The organism is Mastigocladopsis repens PCC 10914 (assembly GCF_000315565.1).
Classification (GTDB): domain Bacteria; phylum Cyanobacteriota; class Cyanobacteriia; order Cyanobacteriales; family Nostocaceae; genus Mastigocladopsis; species Mastigocladopsis repens.
Window position 1 is genome coordinate 2,713,003 of the sequence record NZ_JH992901.1, and the last position, 19,061, is coordinate 2,732,063.

The window sequence follows — 19,061 nt, forward strand, 5'->3', positions numbered from 1 at the left end:
TTCCTCCTAACCTTAGAGATAACAAGATGATTGCTGAATCTAGAAACGGTTAGGAGGTTTAAACATGGCTGGCAATGCAACTCATAATTCTCCCAAAAAACTTCTCACTATCGCAGGAGCGATCGCCCTAACTTTAGCAGGCGGCGTTGCTTTTGCCAAAACTCAGGAAATTGAGCTTGGTGTAAATCAACCAACCAGAAGTCATGATGTAAAAATGGCGCGTAACTTGCAACAGTCTGCTGACTACAAACCAGGCTTAAATAGAGTGACTTTCCAAAGTGAAGGTGTCAAGATGGTCGGCAACTTGTATCTGCCTGCTTCCTATAAGCCGGGTGATAAGCTTCCATCTGTTGTGGTCACAGGGGCGTGGACAACGGTGAAGGAGCAAATGCCTGATTTATACGCCAAAAAGCTTGCAGAGCAAGGATTGGCAACATTCACGTTTGATTTTCGCTTCTGGGGTGAAAGTGGCGGTGAACCACGCCAGTATGAATCGCCACAAAAGAAAATTCAGGACATGAAGAATGCCGTGACGTACTTACAGTCACTACCTATGATTGATGCTAACCGCATCGGTGGATTGGGTGTGTGTGCCAGTGCTGGTTATATGGCAGAGGCAGTAGCTGAAGATACTAGATTCAAATCGTTTGTCACCGTCGCTGCTTGGCTGCATGACCCTGAGTCTTTGCGTACGCTGTTTGGTGAAGAAGGAGTGCGTCGCAAAATGCAAGCTGGGATGGCTGCACAAAAGAAATATGCTCAAACTGGTCAAGTTGAGTATGTCCCAGCTTACAAGCAAAATGATCCAAAAGCTGCCATGTCAAGTCCGCTTTCTTATTACGGCAGTTCTTCTCGCGGTGCCATTGGGCAGTGGAAGAACCAGTTTGCAGAGATGTCGTGGGTAGAATGGTTGCAGTTTAATGCTCTTGCCGCAGCTCCTAAAGTCAATGTTCCGACGCTTTTCATTCACAGTGACAATTCGGCTTTGCCAGACAACGTGCGTAAATTCTACAATACCATGCCCGGACCAAAGAACTTGTTTTGGACACAAGGACAGCACACTGACTTCTACGACCAAGAACCGTATGTTAACAAAGCGGTGCAAGTTGCTGCTGTTCACTTCAAAAACACACTTTTGGATGTAAAATCTGCCCAGAAATAAAACGTTCCAGAAATAAAACGAAAGATTAAGGTAAATGAAAATGACAGACAACTTTGAACAAACAACACCCCCACAGGCGAACAGCGCCAGTAGAAAGTTAACAAAAGGGCTTAACAGACGACGGATGATGCTTGGTGGTGCCTCTGTTGCGGGAGTAGCGGCAACGATATTTGCAGGACGCGCCCAAGCAAACACCCAGAAACCGCCTGCACCACAAGCAACCACAAATTCCAACGGCAAATTTGCAGGCAAGGTGGTGCTGATTACTGGTGCGACTTCCGGTATTGGGGAAGGAACGGCTTATGCCTTTGCGCGGGAAGGAGCAAAAGTCTTCTTCTGCGGACGACGTGAAAACTTGGGCAAACAAGTTGAAGCCAAAATTAAAGGTTTCGGTGGCGAAGCAACGTATATGCAAGCCGATGTTAGAAGAGAAGAAGATGTAAAAGCATTTATTGACGCTTGTGTCAATAAGTATGGTCGGATTGACATTGCCTTCAACAATGCAGGTATTGAGAGCAAACCCGCCACAATTGCCGAGCGATGGCACGGAGTGCCCGCCAAGGGCGATCGCTCGAAGAATGGATGGACTTAATGAACACGAATGCAACAGGTGTGTTCTTATCCATGAAGTATGAACTGCCTCATATGTTGCGGCAAGGCGGCGGGGTTATAGTAAATAACGCCTCGGTTTCTGGACACGTCGGCTTTGCAACTATTGCTCCCTACAGCGCTAGCAAACACGCGGTTATCTCCTTAACCAAAGTTGCAGCTTTGGAATACGCAGACAAGAATATTCGCGTCAATTCAATTTCACCCGGAGCAGTCGATACTCCAATGCTACGACGAGCGCTAACAGCTTGGAAAACTGACTTTAAGGCAGTTTCTCAAGATTATCCCATCAAGCGCATAGTCAATGCAGAAGAAATTGCGAGATCCGTGATGTGGTTGAGTTCTGATGATGCGAGTTGCATCACGGGCATGGATGTTGATGCTACAGGCGGTTATTTGACTAAGTAGTTGAGAACGATGACATCTATAGCACCCTCTGGGAAGCCCTACAGTGTCTACATCTGTGTCCATCTGTGTCCATCTGTGGTTCATTATTCATTACTTACGCGGGTTTATTCCAATTCCGCAACGGCAAAATTCTACTCTACCGAGAATATTACAACCCGATGGTATTCACTGAAGCCTGGGGAGACAGTTTTTCAAAATAATAAAGAGGAAGACAAATCATGGATAGTATGAATGGAAAAGTTGCAATTGTCACTGGTGGTAGTTCCGGAATTGGTCGCGCTGCTGCGATCGCCTTCGCAAAAGCAGGTGCAAAGGTGGTTGTTGCAGCACGGCGCACGACAGAAGGAGAACAAACGATTCAGTTGATTCAGCAAGTCGGTGGCGAAGGACTATTCATTCAAACTGATGTTACGAAAGCTGTTGAGATCGAAGCATTAGTCAACAAAACCATAGAAACCTATGGTCGCCTTGATTTTGCTTTCAATAATGCAGGTTCCGGCAAAGCTAGCCCGTTGATAGAGATGTCCGAGGAAGACTGGGATGCAGAGATTACTGTCAACTTGAAGTCGATCTGGCTGTGCATGAAATATGAGATTCCGGCAATGCAAAAAACTGGATCTGGTGCGATCGTCAATATGTCTTCCCAAGGGGCGTTGATGGGTGTGCCCAATTACTCAGCATATGGTGCAGCCAAAGGCGGCGTGATTTCCCTTTCGCGTGCAGCAGCGGCAGAGTACGCAAAAGATAAAATCCGCGTTAATGTCGTGAGTCCAGGGGCAGTCAAAACTGATTTGTGGGCAGGGGCACCACCAGAAATGTTGGAACAGCTGGCAGCGGGTATTCCCCTACAGAGAATTGGCGAACCTGAGGACATTGGAGAAGCAGTGGTTTGGCTATGTTCGGATGCTGCTTCATTCATGACGGGACATAACCTTGTTCTTGATGGTGGATACACAGCAGTGGTGTAGGACGGTCGTGAGAAATACATCCCTGAACGGCTTCATAAATTGCGATCATTGTCCTCTGGGCAGCACCTCAGCAGCCTGAAAAGATATAAACGTAACGGATGGTTATTTGAATACAGCGCAACTCAATTGAATGAAGTACTAATTTATCTGTGTCCATCTGTGTCCATCTGTGGTTCATTATTTCTTTGTGTACCTCACCCAATTGCAAACCGCTGTAAGTAGTTAAGGAAATTTTTTTATGCAATACACAACATTAGGACACACAGGTTTACTCGTCTCCCGTCTCGCATTTGGCGCAATGACTTTTGGCGAAGGTCAACTGGTTCCCGGTGTCATCAACAACATAGATCAAAACATGGCAGACCAAATGGTCAACCGTGCCTTAGATGCAGGTATAAACTTATTCGACACAGCAGATGCTTATACAAGCGGGCAATCTGAAGTCATGCTAGGTAAAGCATTGGGAAACCGTTGCCATGAGGCAGTGATTGCGACTAAAGTAGGATTTCGTACAGGCAATGCAATTACTGATACTGGTCTTTCCTATCGCCACATCATCGCCTCTGCTGAAGCAAGTTTGAAGCGACTGGGAACGGACTACATTGATTTGTACCAAATACATATTCCCGATCCCCTGACACCACCAGAAGAAACGGTACGCGCCTTGGATGATTTGGTGCGGCGGGGAATGGTGCGTTATGTCGGCTTCTCCAACCTCCCAGCCTGGAAAGCTGCCCGGATGCTAGCAATTCAAGAACGTCATGGTTATGCTCGGTTTGTGGGAGCGCAAATGTATTACTCGCTACTAGGACGGGATATCGAACACGAGATTGTCCCGTTTGTGGAAGACACAGGTATCGGTATTTTGGTTTGGAGTCCTCTTGCCAGTGGTTTCCTGAGCGGTAAGTATACTCGTGAAACCCCTGTGCCTGAAGATGCTCGTCGCAAAAACTTCCAGTTTCCACCAATTGATGTAGAAAAGGGTTACGAAGTAATAGATTTACTGAAGGAGATTGGGCAGAATCACGGAGCATCACCCGCTCAGGTAGCCATTGCTTGGATTCTCACCAAATCTTTTATTTCATCGGTGATTATTGGTGCTAACAAAATGACGCATCTGGAAGACAATCTTGGTGCAGCTGAACTTAAGTTATCTTGCCATGAGGTGGAACAACTAGATAATTTGACTGCTCCACAAGCACTGTATCCTGGTTGGATGCAAGCAATGGGATGGGATGCGAAAGTGAAAGCGGCATTGATATAGTGGAATACGGTTCAGTTAAGAAAAGTTCTCTATTGAGGCAAGTAGGGGAAGGTGAGTCTTCCGGACACGCTGCGCCAACGGAAGCAGGAGTAGAGAAAAAAGGCTTAACTGAACCGTATTCTGATAGAGTGTTCCTCAACAGAGAAAGGCGATCGCCCACCACACCCCATTCTTTCAACTGCTAATCACCGCGATACACTCAATTTCTACCAACACATCCTTAGGTAAACGTGATACCTGCACACACGCACGCGCTGGCGCTGTTGCCTCATCAAAAGACTTTGCATACACCGCATTCATCGCCGCAAAATCATTCATATCTGCCAAGTACACACTTGTTTTCACCACATCTTGAAAAGTTGCCCCAGCAGCCGTAAGTATCGCCTCCAAATTCGCCATCACCTGTTGTGTTTGCTGCGTCACATCCCCCTCACCAACAATCTTCCCCGTATTGGGATCAAGAGGAATTTGCCCAGCCACAAAAATCATTTCACCAGAAGCGGCGATCGCTTGATTATACGGTCCTACTGGTGACGGTGCTTTATCAGTACGAATAACCCTTTTACTCATCTCTCCTCCTCTGCGCCCTCTGCGCCTGGTGCGGTTTATTTATTAACTCAACCTTGGGCGTATCCCATAATGCCGATACCGCCAATAATCCCGCAGAATCTTATCATGGTCAAAACACAAATGACCAGGCACACGCCAAGACTCAAAAATTCCTATACCCTTAGCATCATCTCCCGCCTGAGGTGTACCCGTTGCCGTTGCCAAAAACACAATGCTGAGTGTGTGCTGACGCGGATCGCGACTGGGATCAGAGTATACCTGAAATTGTTCAATCAACTCCACCTGCAAGCCAGTCTCTTCCAAAGCTTCGCGCCGCGCCGCTACCTCTACAGATTCCCCGTAATCTACAAAACCACCAGGGATAGCCCAACCTAAAGGTGGATTATGTCGCTCAATTAACACTATTGGTCGATGAGGACGGTCAACTAATTCGATGATGATATCAACTGTCGGAGCAGGATTTCGGTAACTCATAAGTCAATGGGTAGTGAATAGTGGGTAGTGGATAGTAGTCGTTAGTGGTTATTAGACAACTAACAACTACCAACTAACAACTACCAACTACCAGCTACCAACTACCCACCAACACTTCCTGTTCCGTGATAAATTCGATGCCATCGCTTCCTTGTTAAAAACAGGTTAAGTATGCCTTTTCCTAGATCAAGTGGTATTCTGCTACATCCCACCTCCTTTCCCGGTCGATTTGGCATGGGGGATTTAGGCTTAGAAGCCTATCGCTTCATTGATTTTCTCAGAGAGAGCAGCCAGCAATTTTGGCAAGTTCTTCCTTTAGGACCGACTGGGTACGGCAATTCTCCCTATGCTTCTTATTCAGCATTGGCTGGAAATCCCCTGCTGATTAGCCCAGAAAAACTAGTAGAGCAGGGTTTGTTAGCCCACGAGGACTTTGCTAATTTACCAACATTTGAGGCGTTCAAGGTAGATTACGACCAAGTTAAACCAATTAAAATTGAACTGCTCAAAAAAGCTTGCGAGAACTTTAAAAATAAGGCAACGCCCATACAGCAAACGGAATTTGCAGGTTTTTGTGACAGCAAAGCCTATTGGCTGGATGATTATGCTTTATTTATGGCGCTCAAAGATGCCCATGACGAGACAAGCTGGCATACTTGGAAGCCAGAATTTGCCAAGCGAGAACCGGAGGCATTGGAACGGATACGGCGGGAACTGACTGCGGAAATTTTCTTTCACAAATTTACTCAATATGAATTTTTCCGCCAGTGGTCGCAGCTCAAAACCTATGCCAACATGAGCGGTATTCAAATTGTCGGCGATATCCCCATCTACGTAGCTCACGATAGCGCCGACGTGTGGTCTCATCCCGACATCTTTTGCCTGGATGAACAGACGGGAGAAGCGGCGCTGATGGCGGGAGTTCCACCAGATTACTTCAGCGAAACTGGTCAATTGTGGGGCAACCCTATTTACAACTGGGAGGAATTGAAAAAACAAGACTTTAAGTGGTGGATAGGACGTTTTGAGGCGATGCTGGATTATGTAGACGTGATCCGCGTTGACCACTTCCGAGGGTTTGAAGCTTACTGGGCTGTGAAAAGAGGGCAAGAAACAGCCATTCATGGAGAGTGGATTAAAGCCCCTGGGGAAGAGTTGTTTGAGGTTATTAAACAGCAATTGGGCAAGCTACCTGTTATGGCGGAGGATTTGGGAGTCATTACGCCAGAGGTAGAAGCACTGCGAGATAAATATGAATTTCCTGGGATGAAAATTTTGCAGTTTGCCTTTAGTGCTGACGCTGGTAATCCGTTTTTACCCTTCAACTACTCGCGAAATTGTATTGTCTACACCGGTACTCACGACAACGACACAACGATTAGCTGGTTCAATCAAACGACGCAGGAGGAAAAGCAATACTTGTTGCATTATTTGGGTTGTCACAGTCCTGAAGGCATCCACTGGGATTTTATTCGACTGGCTATGACTTCTGTGGCAAATCAAGCAATTCTCCCATTGCAGGATGTTTTGGGCTTGGGAGGTGAGGCGCGGATGAATTTCCCAAGCATTGCTGAAGGTAATTGGGAGTGGCGCTACCAGGCGGATGCTTTGACTAAGGAATTAAGCGATCGCCTCCAAACTCTCACTAGATTATCTGGACGTGCGCCCCAGTCGAAATGAGGTGGAGGAGTGGGGGAGTGGAGGAGTGGAGGAGTGGGGGAGTAAGAATTACTTCTTTCCTCCCCTCCCTGTTACCTCCCCTCCTCTTGTTAAAACCTAGTATTGGCTGCGATCGTCATTTCTTTAACTTTCCCAGGTTCTCCTAGTTGTTGGGCTTGTTGCTTGTTGACGCTCACCATCACGCCACCAGCATTACCAGCTTTGACAGTCAGTTGCTCGCTCGCCATCCAAGTACGTTGGGTTCCCTGTGGGAGTTCACCCTCGTACTGGATTTTGCCATCGGCTACCACTCGAATCCAAGACTTTTCTTTCAAGGTCACACCAATTTGCACCTGCTGAATTTCGTTGATGCTGTTGGGTGATTTGCTGAAAACTTGGAATTGCGCCTTTTGACTTTGGATGAGTTGTGGTTGTGCAGCGCTCTGTGTTTCTATTTTCTGGTTGTTTTGTCTACGGCTTGCTTGTAGAGTCGCTGCGTTGAGTAACCCAGATAAGCCACTGACAGAGCAGAAAATCAAAAATATGTACAGCACGTAAAGATGAACGGGGCGTAATTGACCCATCACTGTCATTTTCCAGCCAGGCTTGAGGCTCACCCGGTTCGTACCAATGGGAAAGGTGCTAGAAAATTCTGCCCCATTCACCCCCAATGCATCAGCAAATTGCCGTATTAAACCTTGAGTGTAAACTGGCTCTGGCAGTTCGGCTAAATTAGCTTCTTCTATCGCCTGCAATAGTCGTCGGGGAATTCGGGTTAACACGACCATTTCCTCTAGGGACAGACCCCGTTCTAAGCGTATCGTCCAAAGTTGAGCACCCATATCGGCTAGAATTTGGGCTCTTTGTTGCTCTATTGAAGGTATTGACTCTGTTTTGTCTTTCCTTCTTCGCCAGTTCATGTTATGTTACACTCCTTAACCCAACTGAATCATTAATAGGAATTCCGAAGTTTTGAGCGACGGCGGAAGTCGCTCAAACTTCTGTGTGCTGAATTGCTTTTTTTAAAAAGCGAATTTCAAACTCTTCTAGGTGACGATACTCACCCTCAGCTAAATAGCCTTTTCCAGGTGTTTGTAGTTGAATCGAACCTATAGCAGTGCGATGCAGTTCGATAACCGGATATCCCAATTGTTGCGCGACACGGCGAATTTGACGGTTTCTTCCCTCCTTCAAAAGAATTTCTAAACAGCTTGAATAGGCAAACTTTTCTATAACTCGCACTTGTGCTGGTCGTGTTTTTCTCCCCTCCAATACCACACCCTGACGCCACATCTGTAGCACTTCTTGTGGAGGATGTCCTTTGACTAAAACACGATACGTTTTAGGAATATTGTGACTGGGATGGGTTAGCCCAAATGTTAGGTTTCCATCGTTTGTAAGTATTAAAGCTCCTGTAGAGTCTACATCCAAGCGACCAACTGGGTGAATTCCTTGAGCGGAACTTATTTGTTTAGGTAGTAAGTCTAAGACAGTAGGTCTTCCTTGCGGGTCTTCGCAAGTGGTCACTACTCCAGCGGGTTTGTGCAGTAACAGGTACATTAATGCTGGTCGTTGCACGGCAGACATGGGCTTTCCATCGACCGTGATAGTATCTCTTTGGGGATCAGCTTTTTGACCCAACTGTGCCAATTCGCCATTGATCCGCACGCGTGAGGCTTTGATCATTTCTTCGGCTTCACGACGTGATGCAATACCCCATTGAGAAAGAATTTTTTGTAACCGCGCCTCCATGTGGAATTACTTATACTCTATCTGAAAGTTAATAAATAAATTAATATATTTGCATTTTGTCGTTAGTCGCCATAGATGTTACAGTAAAAACCTGTTAAAATGCCTGGCGCTTGTTAATTGGATACTCATAAGTAGAACGGTTAGTAGATGCAAGAGTTTAATTTACACTCGAAAAAATCCAACAAGATACGCATTGTTACAAACGTGCTGACAACAGCACTCAAGCTGTGGTTAAAAACGCAGGTGAGTCAAGTCTCCCAGCTTGAAGTCCAGATCAAAGCAAGCGATCGCCAAATTCTCTCTGGTTGCATCCCGAGTGTATCTGTTTTTGCCTCTCATGCGGTTTATCAGGGTCTCCATCTTACACAGATTCAACTAGTCGCAGAAAATATTCGTATCAACATTGGCTCAGTACTCAAGGGACAGCCACTGCAACTGTTAGAAATAGTACCAGTGGTTGGCGTGTTGATCCAGTCAGAAGATGATCTCAATGCCTCCCTTTCATCTGCCTTATTACCGACTGCTTTAAATGAGGTTCTGTTTAAACTTTTACCAGAACACTGCCCAAAATCCAAGTCAATAAATTGGCAAAAAATTAACCTTGACAGTAGCAAAGCAATACTATCGGCTACCTTGGTAGACGATAGCGAACCCACTCACCTAGACATCAGTATGATCCCCGAGTTAGTCAGCGGTCATGAGTTGCAACTCACATCGATCCAAGCCAAAAGCAACACGCGAGCGCTGCTTGAGGGTGGTAAGAATGAACTTTATTTCAATCTGGGATCGGATGTCGATATCCAAGAGTTAACTCTTGTCCCAGGGAAGTTAGTGTGTCGTGGACGGATTAACGTCAACCCTTAATAATTAAAAGTAAAGAACTAACTGAGTTAATTTTTTATTTTTAATTATATCTCTAGCCACAAAATGTGATGGCTTACCTGAGTACAGTCTTTCCTAATTTCGTAATACTAAGGCTGGTAGTTGCGATTGCCCGCACCTTTGCCAAGAATTGTTACGAATTTATGCAATCCTGTACTCAGTGGCACAGAGAAAATTTTCCAGTTGTTTCTTAGTTATGAGAAGCTACCGGATAATTCTCATCAAAGCAAGAGGTCATCAGCTGTTCGTCTAAGAACCATAGACGCTTGTCGATTACCATAGAGATTTCTGCGTACAAGTACGCGGTATCTGCATCCCCCAGAATGGCAGTACGGTCAATATTCTCCCACAGCAAAGAGCCATAGATGGCTAGACGCTCTGCGAGGGATGCTATGTGTTCTTGACCTTCTGTAATATGAAAGGGGTATTCAGGTAATACTGATTGTTTCACAGCAGCCCGAGCGGTTCCTCTAGCCAAACCACCAAGGGTTGTAACTCTCTGGGCAAGCAAATCAATGTACATCTCTAGTTCCATTGCAATTTCATGAAACAGTTCGTACAAGTGACGAAAGTTCATGCTTTTAACATTCCAATGCGCTTGCTTGACCTGAGTCTTCAGATCAACGGTAGTTGCAAGTGTTTGGTTGAGAATGTCAATGACTTGCGATTGAACTTCCAAAGATGTACTATTGCGAGTGGCATCCAAGCGAGTACAACGAGGCTTGCGACTATCGTTCATACGTTCTCCTCAATTAAGAGATAGGAAAAGGACGTAGTGGTAGAACGCCCAACAAGCACTTTTTTGCAAACGTCTCTTGGGAGATGCACCGCAGTACTCATCACTTTGTTTCGATTTCTCCTAACACCTCTGAATTTGGCAGGGCTATTTCTTTCTTGGCGCCACATCAAGAAATGCGGGGGATAAGGGAGGAGTTATCCCCAGCCTCCTTTGCTGCTGCAAAAGTTGTTGGGTAAACAACCTTGCTCAATTTGAGGAGCAAGAATTTAGCCTTGTGTCTCCACAAGCTATAGGAGAATCTACTGGATCGAACACCACTAGCCGAGACTAATAGGGATTTGATTTTTATCTAAGGTATATAAAACGCTGATCCTGCTGTCTAGATGATTCTTGCTGTTTTAGAACATTCTTGCTACTTCTTAGAGCGAATTTCTTTGGGCGTCACTCCCAACAGGCGCTTAAAGTGACGTGTGAATTGGCTTTGGTCAGCAAAACCCACCTGCGAAGCAACTTCAGAAATTTTTAGTTGGCTCTGTAGGAGTAATATTTTCGCACGCTCAATCCGGCAGTGAATCACATACTGGTAGGGAGAAAGCCCTGTAGACTGCTTGAACAAGCGGGCGAAGTGGTACTGACTCATGCCTACTTCCTGTGCCATAGTCCCAAGCAGTAAATTCTCAGATAAATTGTCGATAATAAACTCAATGACTCGTTGTAACTTATACTTCGGTAATCCTCCTTGATATTCTTGAAGCGTGTGCTTTGGTGCCGAGTAATGCTGCAACAGGTGCGCTGACAGTGCAGTTGCCATTGATTCAGCGTAAAGGCGACTAGCCAACATATCTGATTGCAGCGCTGTCTTCAGGGCAAGCCCAATTTGATAAATGAGCGGATCGGGTTTGGAAAAGTGTGGTATAATTTCCAAAACATCAGGATCAACTGACTCACCAGCAATATTTAAGACAAACTGAGAGTCCAAGCACAAAGCGATAAATTCCGATTCTTGAGGAGAAGATATCTTGTGAATCACTTGAGGAGGAATTACCGCTACGTCGCCTGGGATGCAGTTCTCGCTCTTGTGGCAATCGCCTAGCCACCGTTCCAGCCCTGACTGACTTTTAAGACGAATCACAAGTGTGTAATGTGATGCGTAATGTTCAGGGCTTTCGTACTCTGGTTGAAGGTGGTACTCCAGAGACAGGTTCTCCCATCCAGCTTGGTAACTAGATAGCAGAGATGGTCTGGGGAGTACACCTTGGCGAGCTTCTACTCCAGTCACATCAATGGCTAAAGCTTTCTCTTGTGGCATTGATTTCACCTCATCTGCTAGGCTTTTGCCGTTAATTCGGCCTAAAACATATTTGGCTAGGGCTGGTAGTGGGTGGTGTCGGTGCTAACTTCTTGGGCGACTATTTGAGGACGTTACTTTTGGAAGTAACACTTGTACACGCAGACAATTTCTTGGCTGATGACAACATACAGCGGTTTTCTGTAAGGTGGGCAATGCCCACCCAAAGATTTGTGGTCTAATCATTTGAAAACCGCTGTATGTTAAGTATCTAGTTGAATTGCCACGCGGCGCGTGAAATTCAGCCTTTGAAATTGACAAACCTTTTGAGTGTTACTCTTTGATAGAAACAGGCGTTGCAACCATTTTTTCCTTTGAAGGCAAGACAACGGAAATTGTCTCCGTTGCTAAGGAATATAGCCCAAGGTTAGATACCGAAACATCTTGTTGTTTTTAGTAATAGTTATCATTACTATTAGCACAAAATATTAAAAGTAAATTAAAGTCATCTTTATAAAAGCCAATAGAATTATAAAGAGGTTCACAATAAGAAGAAATATGAAAAATGATGAATGAGCGCAGAATTTCTGCTTCAGAATTCATCATTTGTATTTAATATTTGTTACTCATACCGTTTCTTTATGAAGATGTGCCTAATTAGCCTGCGGAGGCACAGAGAAGTCCTGCAGTGAGGCAGCGCAGCGCTCTTGGGAGGGTTTCCAACGCCAGCCTCCTGCGACGGGAAACGCGTCTTTTGCGTACTGGCTCCTCCGCAGGCGACTGCCGTGCATGGTTTCCTGCGCCCTCTTAACTGAGCGCAAAGCGCACGTACTCGCGTTGGCGGAGCCTGTCTGCAGGACTTACGGAGCTTTGTTTGTGTAGCCCTAGGCTAAGGGTTGTGAGTGAATAAAGCGCAACCTCATCTAGAATTGGGATCAGCCGAATGCATCACTAATTTGCCAGCAACGGCAACAGAAGCGTGACAAAATAGTAAACTAAAGGAGCCGTAAAAATATAGCTATCCGTACGATCCAAGATCCCTCCATGACCGGGGATTAACTGCCCTGAATCCTTTACCCCAGCATCGCGCTTAAGCATAGATTCGGTCAGGTCGCCTAAAAGACCCGCAATGCCAATGAGCAAACCTAGTGCTACACCAGTAAAGGCGAATCTAGGCCAATTGAGGGAAGAGGCTGCAACTACAGCTACGAAAACGCTAGCGCAAACCCCAAAAGCAGCTCCTTCGACTGTTTTTTTAGGACTAATCTCCGACAGAGGGGTTTTACCAAAGAATTTACCAATAATGTAAGCACCAATGTCCGCTGCCCAAATACAAAGGAAGGTGAGTACTGTTGCTGTCAGACCTTGAGGTAAAGAGCCAAAGTTTCTTTCCACAACATTTGTCCAAATTGTGGACAGGTAATCAGTTGTGGGGAGATTGCTGATAGCAATACCATCGAGCGATCGCAACCGCACCCAGTAACTTGGCAGATACCCAGTGTAGAATAGCCCCAAAATGGAAGCGGCAATATCCGCGATTGTTGCCATTTTGGGCTGAAACAGCAGGTAAAAGCAAATAAAAGTGCCAGCCACTGGCATCACAGCATCGGCTAAACTCCCATCCAAAGTGCAAATGATCAGCAAGACTTGGCTCACGAATATGGTGGTTTTAGCAGCAGGAGCCATGCCTTTTGCTCGCACCAAATCAAAATATTCTAGCTGCCCTAAAAAGATGAGAACTGCAAATAAAATAGTAAAGTACCACCCACCCGAAAGGGTCGCAGTCAAAGCAAGAGCTATTGCAACAATTCCACTAACAATCCGAGACCAAGGCATGGGCAAAAGAAGGAAGAGTGAAGAGTGAAGAATGAAGAATGAAAAAATTTTTGCATCTTCTTTCTTCGTACTTTGTTTTCTAGTCTAGTTTCTCACCACTGAGAATAAAAATAGGGTTGACGGCAGTAAAGCTCTGAGAAGAACCTCGCGTCTCCAAGCGGTTCACAGCCGACTGGATGACTTCTATATTTCTCGCTTGCAACTGAGCAAAGCTTTGAGAAATAGCATACAGACCTTCTAGACTAGCAGCTGTGGCGACAACTCGACCTGAGGGTAGCAAGTAACGCCACACTGCTTTCATAATTTCTTGGATGGGACGTCCTCCCTCAATACAAACACGGTCAGGAGCAGCCTTTAGATCATGCAAACATTCAGGAGCGCTCCCTTCAATGACTTCGACATTCTTCACTTCAAAGCGATCGCAATTGCGCCGGATCAAGTTGGCAACTTCTTCATCCCGTTCTACAGCGAAGATCCGCCCACTTGGACATAGTAACCCCACTTCTACTGGGATAGTTCCTGTCCCTGCACCAATGTCCCATAACACTGTGTGAGGTAAAAGGCGTAGTTGGGCAATCAACAGCAGTCGAATTTCTCGCTTGCTCAGGGGAATTCCAGGCAAGCGCTCAAACAAATCATCTGGAATACCAGGAGTAATGTAAGGCCAATGTTGGGAGGGCATAGGCAATTCACGCATTCGCTCATTTAAAATTTAAATTGGAAAAACTAGGCTGGGTAAGCATTTCCAGTACCCTCTCTTTGCAACCCCAACATCACAGAAGGGCAAAGAACCGTACAATTATGTTAAAGATATATGATTGCCTAATTTAGGAAAATAAAATGAAGAAAAAGGTTTTAAATTTATAACCATAAGTAATCCTAATGAATGGTCAAGTATTAGGCGATCGCTACGAAGTACAGCAACAATTGGGGAAAAAAGCTGGGCGACGAACGTTTTTAGCTCGTGATCTCATAACAGGTGAATTGGTTGTTGTCAAGTTACTGTCTTTTAGCAGTGACTTTGAGTGGGATGATCTCAAACTGTTTGAGCGGGAAGCAGAAACTTTAAAAAAACTAGCACATCCGTCTATTCCTCGCTATTTAGACTATTTTGAGGTAAATTCATCAAATATAAAAGGGTTTGCTTTAGTACAGACCTATATCCCAGCACAAACCTTGGAGCAATACATAAAAGCTGGGCGTACTTTTACGGAAGCAGAAGTCAAACAGATAGCCAAAGCACTTTTAAAAATTCTCATTTACTTACATGAGCAAAAACCTGCTACAATTCACCGCGATATTAAGCCTAGCAATATTTTGCTGAGCAACCGCTCTGGCAATAGTGTAGGTCAAATATACTTGGTGGATTTTGGCTCGGTGCAGACTGCGGCAGCCTCTGAAGACGGGACAATGACTATAGTGGGAACTTATGGCTATATGCCACCAGAACAATTTGGTGGACGTACGGTTCCTGCGTCTGACCTCTACAGCTTGGGTGCAACTTTAATCTATTTAGTCACCGGTTCTCAACCTGCGGATTTACCCCAAAAGGACTTGCGAATTCAATTTGAGGAGGCTGCGATTCTCAGTCCCGCTTTAAGTGAGTGGTTGAAGTGGATGAGCGAACCCAGTTTAGAGCGACGCTTGAGTTCTGCGCGTTCAGCTCTTGCAGCGTTGGAACATCCACTGCTTTTGCAACAGCCATACCCAGAAGAAATGCGCTTCACAAATGGGATTCGAGGGACTTGGTATTGGGACGGAAAGCATTGGATGAGCAAGGCTCAGGAGCAACAAACACAAATTGTCCCGCAAAAGCTTAACAGAAAAGATGAGTCTGGACGTAATCATTTAACCATCAAGATTACTCAACCAGCTGGTAGCAAAATCAAAATGAATAAAGATGAAAATTCTTTAGATATTTTCATTCCACCGACTGGTTTTCAGCCATCGATGACGTTCATGGTTTTGTTTGCTATTGCCTGGAATTCATTTATTCTTTTCTGGACAATTAACGCCATCGCTGCACCTTTTCCGGCAAACATACCATTTGCCTTGTTCTCGCTTCCCTTTTGGGGTGCGGGTTTTCAGATGTTGTCTTGGATTCTATTTCCGTTATTTAGACGGACTCGACTTCGTTTAAATCGGGAAAAAATTAACTTTATTTGGGATGTGTTTGGATGGAAATTCAATCGTGTTGCTTCAGCACGAACACAGGATATTACTAAGTTGGTGTATTTGCCGAAAACGTTTACAACAACCTCTGAGGGCAACAGAATTGAAGTTCCACCTCAACTGATAATTTGGGCAGGAGTGCATAAGTATCAGCTTGGTGGTAGTCATGGTCCTATTGAGTCTGAACCGGAAATTGAATGGCTCGCTCATGAATTAAGCGATTGGTTAGGTTTACCCCTGACGCAAGAGTAGAGCTTGGAGTATGGGGTGTGAGGCAAGTGGAAATTCTCTTTTTTTGAATTTTAAATTTCTTTAAACCATACCCCTACTTATCAGTTAATATTTCAAGAAATGTAACGTTTAATTGCGGTATCGTAAAACAAAAGAAGTTCGGTTCTCGTGAGTCGAGCTATGAGCCAATCTGAAGTTACCCCTACCCAAACCACAAATCTAATTCACCACGAACCCATTCATATCCCTTGCTCGATCCAGCCTCACGGCGTACTACTGGCGCTCAGTCCCCAGCTAGAAATCCTGCAAATAAGTAACAATACCCAGGAGTTCTTAGGCAAAGAGCCACATGAGTTGCTCGGTCAACCTCTTAGCACTTTACTTGACTCAGAACAAGTCAAAGCTATTCAGCAGTGCTGGCAACAAGAGGGAGGTGGTGTCAATTCCTTCAAGCTTTCAATTGAGACCTCCAAGGGTGAGCAATACTTTGACGGCATTGCTCATCGTACAGAAGATACTGTGATTCTTGAGCTAGAACCAACTGACTCTGTTAACCAGATCAGCTTTTTGAGCTTCCATGCCTTGGCGGGTGAGGCGATCGCCAAAATGCGGAAGACATCAAACTTCGCAGATTTTTTGCATTTGGTCGCATCCGAAGTGCAAAAAATCACAGGTTTTGACAGAGTGATGGTCTATCAATTTGACGCTCAAGGAGCGGGTTCCGTAGTTGCCGAAGGCAAACGGAATGATTTATCACCTTATTTAGGGCTGCACTATCCTGCAACGGATCTCCCCGAGGAAGTTAGGGAGTTATATAGGCGCGGCTTGCTTCGATTCATTCCCAATTTAAATGCCCAACCAGTCGAGCTCGTTTCGGTTGAAGATTCCGAAACCCATTCTACACCTGTTAACTTAAGCTTATCTGTACTCAGGAGTGTTGATCCCTGTTGTGTTGAATACCATCAAAACATGGGTGTAGCAGCCATCCTGGTCATATCGCTCATCAAGGAACAAACACTCTGGGGATTAATTTCCTGCCATCATCAAACTCCGAAGTATATTCCTTACGAAGTGCGGAAAATTTGCGAATTTTTGGGACAGATGATGTCGCAAGAACTAGAACACAAAGTTAATCAGTCCGAATTTGACTATCAGGTCAAGCTCCAATCGCTACAATCTGATTTCATAGAGTCCATTTCCCAGGCAAACAATTTTAGAGAAGCGCTTGTCTCTCCTAAGCCTCGCTTACTGGATGTCGTCAATGCTCAAGGAGCAGCAGTTTGTCTGGATGATGACATTACGCTTGTAGGAGCAACACCAAATATTCAGGAAGTTCGTGCCCTGATTGATTGGGCAGACACTTCATACGGCGACAACCTATTTTCCACGCATTCTCTGCCCAAGCTTTACCCAGAGGCTGTTGCCTTCAAAGATACAGCCAGTGGTTTGCTGCTGTTGCGGATTTCTAAAGTTCGCCCCTATTACATCCTCTGGTTTCGTCCTGAAGTCATCCAAACGGTACAGTGGGCAGGGAACCCGAATGAATCGATTCGGGTTCATGACGATGGTCGTGTTACCCTTTGTCCACGAGCATCTTTTGAACTGTGGCAAGAAACGGTTCGATTGACTTCGCTCCCTTGGAAATCGTGTGAACTTGACAGCGCCCTTGCTCTGAGGAATGCGATTGTGGGCATTGTCCTTTCCAAGGCAGATGAGTTAGCCAAAATAAACCTAGAGTTAGAACGCAGCAACCACGAGCTAGCTTCCTTTGCCTTCGCCGCTTCCCACGATTTAAAGGAACCTTTGCGGGGCATCTATAACTACTCAAGTATATTGCTGGAAGACTACGCCCAACTCCTGGATGAGGATGGAATTGAGTACTTACAAACCGTAGTATCCTTGTCTCAACGGATGGAAACTCTCATTAATTCCCTCCTGCGACTCTCCCAGTTAGGGCAAGCAAAACTACACTTGCAAGCAACTGACCTCAACGAATTACTCCACCGAGTGATGAATCTTTTACGTGCCAGTCGTCCGCAAGCTAAGTTCGATATTCGCATAGCCAGACCTTTGCCCAGAATTGAATGTGACCCAGTTCTTGTCAGCGAAGTCTTTAGTAACCTGATTGTCAATGCATTTAAATATAACGATAAGCCAGAAAAATGGGTTGAAATTGGATACCTGGATACGGATGAACAGCCAGAAAAAGCGCTGCTCCAACTGCAACAGCAAACCTCAGTACAGCCTGTCTTTTATATCCGAGATAATGGCATTGGTATTCCAGAACATCACCACCAGACTATCTTCCGACTCTTCAAACGGCTCCACTCTCAGGAAAAGTACGGTGGTGGTGCAGGTGCGGGGCTAGCCATTTCCAAGAAGATTATTGAGCGCCATGGTGGTCGTATTTGGGTTGAGTCTACCGTAGGTGATGGCTCAGTGTTCTATTTTACGCTAAAATAATCTAGTGTTTTTGAAAAAATGTAAATTTTTAATACGATTTTTGAAGACAACAAATGACCACAAAACTCAATGAACCACTGCTGGTTGTTGAGGACAGCAATGAGGATTTTAGGATACTGCAACGCCTCATGCGGCGGATGGCTGTCCAGAACCCTATATATCGCTGTACTAATGGGGATGAGGTTTTAGACTTTCTCTATCAAGAGGGGAATTATCAAAACTCTAACATTGCGCCACGACCTTCTATTATCTTGCTCGATCTCAATTTGCCTGGTATTGATGGTCGTGATATCTTGTCACGGCTCAAGCAAGATAGGAGTTTAAGGGAAATCCCCGTTGTTGTGTTCACCACATCATCTAACCCAAGGGATATTGAACTCTGCTACCAAAAAGGCGCAAATGGCTATCTTATCAAGCCTATGGATGCTCAAGAGCTACAAAAGACGATTCAGGCGTTTGTAGATTACTGGTTGGAGGTCAATACTCCCCCAGCTGCTGGTTAATGACTCCTTTAAGGACATTAGATTTCAGTTAGAAGGGATTCTTTGAATGTGTGATGGTTGTAGATGGCTAAAACGAGCCTC

Annotated in this window: 19 protein-coding genes; 11 read left to right on the forward strand and 8 right to left on the reverse strand. The window is 45.2% G+C overall.

The genetic code is table 11. The features are described from left to right. Nucleotides 1–64 precede the first annotated feature (64 nt). The 6 genes from MAS10914_RS0114240 to MAS10914_RS34235 all read left to right on the forward strand — a co-directional run bounded on the left by MAS10914_RS0114240 (nt 65) and on the right by MAS10914_RS34235 (nt 4,596). Nucleotides 65–1,162, forward strand: coding sequence for an alpha/beta hydrolase (locus tag MAS10914_RS0114240; RefSeq protein ID WP_017316611.1), 1,098 nt, complete (start codon nt 65–67; stop codon nt 1,160–1,162). Nucleotides 1,163–1,202: 40 nt separating this feature from the next. Then, entirely contained in the window at nt 1,203–1,754 is a 552-nt protein-coding gene (locus tag MAS10914_RS36175; protein ID WP_017316612.1) for an SDR family NAD(P)-dependent oxidoreductase, read from the forward strand. Further along, nucleotides 1,703–2,179, forward strand: coding sequence for an SDR family oxidoreductase (locus tag MAS10914_RS36180; RefSeq protein ID WP_269635054.1), 477 nt, complete (start codon nt 1,703–1,705; stop codon nt 2,177–2,179). Before MAS10914_RS36175 ends, MAS10914_RS36180 begins: the two co-directional genes overlap by 52 nt. A gap of 218 nt (nt 2,180–2,397) precedes the next feature. Continuing rightward, nucleotides 2,398–3,147: an SDR family oxidoreductase gene (locus tag MAS10914_RS0114255; RefSeq protein WP_017316614.1), complete on the forward strand. Its 750-nt coding sequence runs from the start codon at nt 2,398–2,400 to the stop codon at nt 3,145–3,147. A 238-nt stretch (nt 3,148–3,385) separates the two neighbouring features. Next, nucleotides 3,386–4,411, forward strand: coding sequence for an aldo/keto reductase (locus MAS10914_RS0114260; protein ID WP_017316615.1), 1,026 nt, complete (start codon nt 3,386–3,388; stop codon nt 4,409–4,411). Continuing rightward, the gene (locus tag MAS10914_RS34235; RefSeq protein ID WP_156818157.1) at nt 4,378–4,596 is read left to right on the forward strand and encodes a hypothetical protein; all 219 of its coding nucleotides are present in this window, start codon (nt 4,378–4,380) and stop codon (nt 4,594–4,596) included. The genes MAS10914_RS0114260 and MAS10914_RS34235 overlap by 34 nt, the downstream gene beginning before the upstream one ends. Here the strand turns inward: MAS10914_RS34235 and MAS10914_RS0114265 are convergent. Next, on the reverse strand, nt 4,586–4,981 hold the full coding sequence (locus MAS10914_RS0114265; RefSeq protein ID WP_017316616.1) for a RidA family protein: 396 nt from the start codon (nt 4,979–4,981) through the stop codon (nt 4,586–4,588). The genes MAS10914_RS34235 and MAS10914_RS0114265 overlap by 11 nt on opposite strands. A gap of 42 nt (nt 4,982–5,023) precedes the next feature. Beyond that, a complete protein-coding gene (locus MAS10914_RS0114270; RefSeq protein ID WP_017316617.1) occupies nt 5,024–5,455 on the reverse strand; it encodes an NUDIX domain-containing protein in 432 nt (143 codons plus the stop codon). Between the two features lie 171 nt (nt 5,456–5,626). On the opposite strand from MAS10914_RS0114270, the gene malQ reads away from it, so the two are divergent. After that, nucleotides 5,627–7,135 carry a 4-alpha-glucanotransferase gene (gene malQ / locus MAS10914_RS0114275; protein ID WP_017316618.1) on the forward strand — a complete coding sequence of 503 codons (1,509 nt, stop codon included), beginning with the start codon at nt 5,627–5,629 and terminating at the stop codon, nt 7,133–7,135. Nucleotides 7,136–7,224: 89 nt separating this feature from the next. On the opposite strand, the gene MAS10914_RS0114280 is transcribed toward malQ, so the two are convergent. Beyond that, the gene (locus tag MAS10914_RS0114280; RefSeq protein ID WP_017316619.1) at nt 7,225–8,034 is read right to left on the reverse strand and encodes a helix-turn-helix domain-containing protein; all 810 of its coding nucleotides are present in this window, start codon (nt 8,032–8,034) and stop codon (nt 7,225–7,227) included. A 73-nt stretch (nt 8,035–8,107) separates the two neighbouring features. After that, nucleotides 8,108–8,866, reverse strand: coding sequence for a pseudouridine synthase (locus tag MAS10914_RS0114285; RefSeq protein ID WP_017316620.1), 759 nt, complete (start codon nt 8,864–8,866; stop codon nt 8,108–8,110). A 147-nt stretch (nt 8,867–9,013) separates the two neighbouring features. On the opposite strand from MAS10914_RS0114285, the gene MAS10914_RS0114290 reads away from it, so the two are divergent. Continuing rightward, nucleotides 9,014–9,730: an LmeA family phospholipid-binding protein gene (locus MAS10914_RS0114290; RefSeq protein ID WP_017316621.1), complete on the forward strand. Its 717-nt coding sequence runs from the start codon at nt 9,014–9,016 to the stop codon at nt 9,728–9,730. A 208-nt stretch (nt 9,731–9,938) separates the two neighbouring features. Here the strand turns inward: MAS10914_RS0114290 and dps are convergent, their stop codons facing one another. The 4 genes from dps to cbiT all read right to left on the reverse strand — a co-directional run bounded on the left by dps (nt 9,939) and on the right by cbiT (nt 14,293). Beyond that, complete coding sequence (dps, locus tag MAS10914_RS0114295; protein WP_017316622.1) at nt 9,939–10,487, reverse strand: DNA starvation/stationary phase protection protein Dps; 549 nt, start codon at nt 10,485–10,487, stop codon at nt 9,939–9,941. Between the two features lie 412 nt (nt 10,488–10,899). Further along, on the reverse strand, nt 10,900–11,796 hold the full coding sequence (locus tag MAS10914_RS0114300; RefSeq protein WP_017316623.1) for an AraC family transcriptional regulator: 897 nt from the start codon (nt 11,794–11,796) through the stop codon (nt 10,900–10,902). Between the two features lie 930 nt (nt 11,797–12,726). Further along, nucleotides 12,727–13,611, reverse strand: coding sequence for a phosphatidate cytidylyltransferase (locus MAS10914_RS0114310; protein WP_017316625.1), 885 nt, complete (start codon nt 13,609–13,611; stop codon nt 12,727–12,729). Between the two features lie 79 nt (nt 13,612–13,690). After that, complete coding sequence (cbiT, locus tag MAS10914_RS0114315) at nt 13,691–14,293, reverse strand: precorrin-6Y C5,15-methyltransferase subunit CbiT (RefSeq protein WP_026082556.1); 603 nt, start codon at nt 14,291–14,293, stop codon at nt 13,691–13,693. A 200-nt stretch (nt 14,294–14,493) separates the two neighbouring features. Between cbiT and MAS10914_RS0114320 the strand changes: the two genes are divergently transcribed. From MAS10914_RS0114320 to MAS10914_RS0114330, 3 genes are all read left to right on the forward strand, one after another. After that, a complete protein-coding gene (locus MAS10914_RS0114320) occupies nt 14,494–16,035 on the forward strand; it encodes a serine/threonine protein kinase (protein ID WP_017316627.1) in 1,542 nt (513 codons plus the stop codon). 159 nt (nt 16,036–16,194) lie between these two features. Beyond that, the gene (locus tag MAS10914_RS0114325) at nt 16,195–18,477 is read left to right on the forward strand and encodes an ATP-binding protein (protein ID WP_017316628.1); all 2,283 of its coding nucleotides are present in this window, start codon (nt 16,195–16,197) and stop codon (nt 18,475–18,477) included. A 53-nt stretch (nt 18,478–18,530) separates the two neighbouring features. Next, a complete protein-coding gene (locus MAS10914_RS0114330; RefSeq protein WP_017316629.1) occupies nt 18,531–18,980 on the forward strand; it encodes a response regulator in 450 nt (149 codons plus the stop codon). The last annotated feature ends 81 nt before the right edge of the window (nt 18,981–19,061 follow it).

Coding starts and splice junctions, on each gene's coding strand:
- MAS10914_RS0114310 (WP_017316625.1), bottom strand. CDS start 13,611: ATGCCTTGGTCTCGGATTGTTAGTGGAATTGTTGCAATAGCTCTTGCT.
- MAS10914_RS0114270 (WP_017316617.1), bottom strand. CDS start 5,455: ATGAGTTACCGAAATCCTGCTCCGACAGTTGATATCATCATCGAATTA.
- MAS10914_RS0114280 (WP_017316619.1), bottom strand. CDS start 8,034: ATGAACTGGCGAAGAAGGAAAGACAAAACAGAGTCAATACCTTCAATA.
- MAS10914_RS0114285 (WP_017316620.1), bottom strand. CDS start 8,866: ATGGAGGCGCGGTTACAAAAAATTCTTTCTCAATGGGGTATTGCATCA.
- MAS10914_RS0114290 (WP_017316621.1), top strand. CDS start 9,014: ATGCAAGAGTTTAATTTACACTCGAAAAAATCCAACAAGATACGCATT.
- MAS10914_RS0114325 (WP_017316628.1), top strand. CDS start 16,195: ATGAGCCAATCTGAAGTTACCCCTACCCAAACCACAAATCTAATTCAC.
- dps (WP_017316622.1), bottom strand. CDS start 10,487: ATGAACGATAGTCGCAAGCCTCGTTGTACTCGCTTGGATGCCACTCGC.
- MAS10914_RS0114265 (WP_017316616.1), bottom strand. CDS start 4,981: ATGAGTAAAAGGGTTATTCGTACTGATAAAGCACCGTCACCAGTAGGA.
- MAS10914_RS0114320 (WP_017316627.1), top strand. CDS start 14,494: ATGAATGGTCAAGTATTAGGCGATCGCTACGAAGTACAGCAACAATTG.
- MAS10914_RS34235 (WP_156818157.1), top strand. CDS start 4,378: ATGGGATGCGAAAGTGAAAGCGGCATTGATATAGTGGAATACGGTTCA.
- MAS10914_RS0114260 (WP_017316615.1), top strand. CDS start 3,386: ATGCAATACACAACATTAGGACACACAGGTTTACTCGTCTCCCGTCTC.
- MAS10914_RS36175 (WP_017316612.1), top strand. CDS start 1,203: ATGACAGACAACTTTGAACAAACAACACCCCCACAGGCGAACAGCGCC.
- MAS10914_RS0114300 (WP_017316623.1), bottom strand. CDS start 11,796: ATGCCACAAGAGAAAGCTTTAGCCATTGATGTGACTGGAGTAGAAGCT.
- cbiT (WP_026082556.1), bottom strand. CDS start 14,293: ATGCCCTCCCAACATTGGCCTTACATTACTCCTGGTATTCCAGATGAT.
- MAS10914_RS0114330 (WP_017316629.1), top strand. CDS start 18,531: ATGACCACAAAACTCAATGAACCACTGCTGGTTGTTGAGGACAGCAAT.
- malQ (WP_017316618.1), top strand. CDS start 5,627: ATGCCTTTTCCTAGATCAAGTGGTATTCTGCTACATCCCACCTCCTTT.
- MAS10914_RS0114240 (WP_017316611.1), top strand. CDS start 65: ATGGCTGGCAATGCAACTCATAATTCTCCCAAAAAACTTCTCACTATC.
- MAS10914_RS0114255 (WP_017316614.1), top strand. CDS start 2,398: ATGGATAGTATGAATGGAAAAGTTGCAATTGTCACTGGTGGTAGTTCC.
- MAS10914_RS36180 (WP_269635054.1), top strand. CDS start 1,703: ATGGCACGGAGTGCCCGCCAAGGGCGATCGCTCGAAGAATGGATGGAC.